The 3,291-nt window shown below is 55.3% G+C and carries 3 protein-coding genes and 1 pseudogene; 2 read left to right on the top strand and 2 right to left on the bottom strand.

Annotation, left to right across the window (positions count from 1 at the left end; all coding sequences use genetic code 11):
- A partial coding sequence (locus GAK38_RS24075) for a hypothetical protein (protein WP_443089272.1) occupies positions 1 to 281 on the bottom strand: 281 nt, incomplete at its 3' end.
- Between GAK38_RS24075 and GAK38_RS23755 the strand changes: the two genes are divergently transcribed.
- The gene (locus GAK38_RS23755) at positions 174 to 1,367 is read left to right on the top strand and encodes a choline dehydrogenase (RefSeq protein WP_443089273.1); all 1,194 of its coding nucleotides are present in this window, start codon (positions 174 to 176) and stop codon (positions 1,365 to 1,367) included. The two genes, GAK38_RS24075 and GAK38_RS23755, sit on opposite strands and share 108 nt — an antisense overlap.
- A 20-nt stretch (positions 1,368 to 1,387) precedes the next feature.
- Positions 1,388 to 2,843: pseudogene (betB, locus tag GAK38_RS23750) on the top strand (betaine-aldehyde dehydrogenase).
- A gap of 59 nt (positions 2,844 to 2,902) precedes the next feature.
- On the opposite strand, the gene GAK38_RS23745 reads toward betB, so the two are convergent.
- Positions 2,903 to 3,291: IS5 family transposase (locus tag GAK38_RS23745; protein WP_325347345.1), on the bottom strand; the 389-nt coding region annotated here is incomplete at its 5' end.

Genomic DNA, 3,291 nt, shown 5'->3' with positions numbered 1-3,291 from the left:
TGCGCGGGCACGCACGCGATTACGATCACTGGTCGGAAAGTGGCGCGCGCGGCTGGTCCTATGCCGATGTATTGCCCTACTTCAAGCGGATGGAAAATTCCCACGGCGGACAGGAAGGCTGGCGCGGTACCAATGGTCCGCTGCATGTTTAGCGTGGTCGCCGTGATAACCCGCTGTTCAAAGCCTTCGTCGATGCCGGCCAACAAGCGGGCTTTGAAGTCACTGACGATTATAACGGCGAGAAGCAGGAAAGCTTTGGCCCGATGGAGCAGACGATCCATAATGGACGTCGCTGGTCTGCGGCCAATGCCTATCTGAAACCTGCCCTTAAGCGCCCCAATGTTAAGCTCGTCAAAGGCTTAGCACGAAAAATCGTGATGGAAGGAAAGCGCGCGGTAGGGGTTGAAATCGAAGCAGGCCGTACTTTTTCAACCATCCGCGCACGCCGCGAAGTCATCATCGCTGCATCGTCGATCAATTCGCCAAAGCTGCTTATGCTTTCAGGCATTGGCCCTGCTGCGCAGCTTAAAGAGCACGGCATTGAGGTCGTGGCTGATCGCCCCGGCGTTGGCCAAAATCTGCAGGATCATCTGAAAGTCTATATCCAGCAGGAATGCACGCAGCCGATCACGCTCTATTCCAAGCTCAAACTGTTTTCCAAAGCTAAGATAGGCGCGGAATGGCTGTTCTTCAAAACCGGCGATGGCGCGACAAACCATTTCGAATCCGCAGCCTTCGTACGTTCGAAAGCAGGCGTGGAATATCCGGATATCCAATACCACTTCCTGCCGGTCGCGATCCGCTATGACGGCAAGGCGGCTGCAGAATCGCACGGCTTTCAGGCGCATGTCGGACCGATGCGCTCCAAGTCGCGCGGCAGTGTTACCTTGCACTCGGCTAATCCACGCGAAAAGCCTGTCATAAAGTTCAACTATATGTCGCATGAGGATGATTGGGCCGATTTCCGTCATTGTGTGCGCCTGACACGCGAAGTTTTCGGACAGGACGCATTTGCGCCCTATCGCGGCGCGGAAATCCAGCCCGGCGCGAATGTGCAGTCTGATGACGAGATAGACAATTTCATTCGCGAGCATGTGGAAAGTGCATTCCACCCTTGCGGAACTTGCAAAATGGGATCAGTTGACGACTCAATGGCAGTGGTTGACCCAGAATGCCGGGTGATTGGCGTTGAAGGATTGAGGGTTGCGGATTCATCCATCTTCCCGCGCATCACCAACGGCAATCTCAACGGCCCGTCGATCATGACTGGCGAAAAGGCATCGGATCATATTCTGGGCCGTACTCCGCTGGCACGATCCAATCAGGAACCGTGGATCAACCCGCGCTGGGAAATATCTGATCGCTAATGAAACTCGAGGAGAATAACATGAAAGCCCAACCCAAAGCCTCGCATTTCATCGGCGGCGCATTCGTGGAAGACAAAGCTGGCAAGCCGCTTCCAGTCATCTATCCGGCGACAGGCGAAGAAATCGCCAAGCTTTATTCAGCAACACCGGATGTGATCGAGAGCGCCTATGCTGCCGCATTGAAAGCACAAGGCGAATGGGCAGCGCTCAAGCCGGTGGAACGCGGCCGCATTCTGCGCCGCACGGCGGAAATCCTACGCGAGAAAAACAAGAAGCTCTCCAAGCTCGAAACGCTTGATACCGGCAAGGCATTGCAGGAAACACTGGTGGCGGATGCGGCGTCGGCTGCCGATGCGCTTGAGTTTTTCGGCGGCATCATTTTCGGCTTTAATGGTGAGTTCGTCGAGCTTGGCGGGTCGTTTGCTTACACGCGCCACGAAGCGCTCGGCATCTGTGTCGGCATCGGTGCATGGAATTACCCGATCCAGATCGCCGCATGGAAATCTGCACCGGCACTGGCTATGGGCAATGCTTTTATCTTCAAGCCGTCTGAAAATACGCCCCTTTCAGCACTCGCGCTGGCAGAAGCCTATAAGGAAGCTGGTCTTCCTGACGGTCTGTTTAATGTTGTGCAGGGTTTTGGCGACGTCGGTGCGGCACTCGTCAATCACCGCATGACAGCGAAGGTTTCGCTCACCGGTTCAGTTCCAACCGGCAAGCGGATCATGTCGCAGGCTGGTGAGCATCTGAAGCATGTTACAATGGAGCTAGGCGGCAAATCTCCGATCATCGTTTTTGATGATGCAGATCTCGACAGCGCTATTGGCGGTGCGATGCTCGGCAACTTCTATTCGACCGGTCAGGTCTGCTCCAACGGCACGCGCGTTTTCGTTCATAAGGATGTTCGCGAAACATTTGTCGAGCGTCTGGTAGAACGCACCCGCAAAATCCGCATTGGTGATCCCCTGGATGAAGCCACCCAGATGGGACCGCTCGTCAACAGCGCGCAGCGCGACAAGGTTTTGTCCTATATTGAGAAGGGCAAGCAAGAAGGCGCGAAGCTTGTATGCGGCGGCGGCATTCCAAAGCTGCAGGGTTTCGACAAAGGCTACTTCATTGAGCCAACCGTCTTTACCGATGTGACTGACGACATGACGATTGCCCGCGAGGAAATCTTCGGCCCGGTCATGAGCATTCTCGGACGAGAATGAAGTGATTGCGCGCGCCAACGATACCGAGTTCGGTCTGGCAGCCGGTGTTTTCACCGCCGACATCGCACGCGGCCATCGCGTCATCGGACAGATCAAGGCAGGAACCTGCTGGATCAATGCCTATAACCTGACGCCTGTTGAAGTGCCATTTGGCGGCTACAAACAGTCCGGCATTGGCCGCGAAAACGGCATTGCCGCACTGACGCATTACAGCCAGATCAAAACTGTCTATGTGGAAATGGGCAAGGTTGACAGCCCCTACTAATCCCACCTAACAAACAACACAAAGCCCCAATCAATATTAGCAACTACTAGGCTCCAGACTCAATTGAGCCACCAAGTGACGATATCTGCGATGTAGCATGTTGCTGCGAAGTTGATCATAAGCTTGTCATATCGGGTTGCGACGCGCCGCCAGTCCTTGAGGCGGCAGAAGGCGCGTTCGATGATGTTCCTGCGGCGGTAGGCGACCGGGTCAAAAGGCTTGATCTGCTTTCGGGTGGGATTGTTGGGAATGACCGGTTCAGTACCGCGTGCTTTGAGGAAGTCGCGTAAAGCGTCGCTATCGTAGGCGGTATCCGCGGCACAGAGGCGACTTGGTGGCAGGGTCTCGATCAGCGGGATGGCGATGGGAGCGTCACCGCGCTGCCCAGGTGTTATTCGCAGCGCGATTGGACGGCCGCAACCATCGACAACAGCATGGATTTTTGTCG

Origin of the sequence: Xylophilus sp., assembly GCA_009914555.1 — a bacterium.
In the GTDB taxonomy this organism is placed as follows: Bacteria; Pseudomonadota; Gammaproteobacteria; order Burkholderiales; family Burkholderiaceae_C; genus WNDY01.
This window is presented reverse-complemented; position numbering and strand designations above follow the sequence as displayed.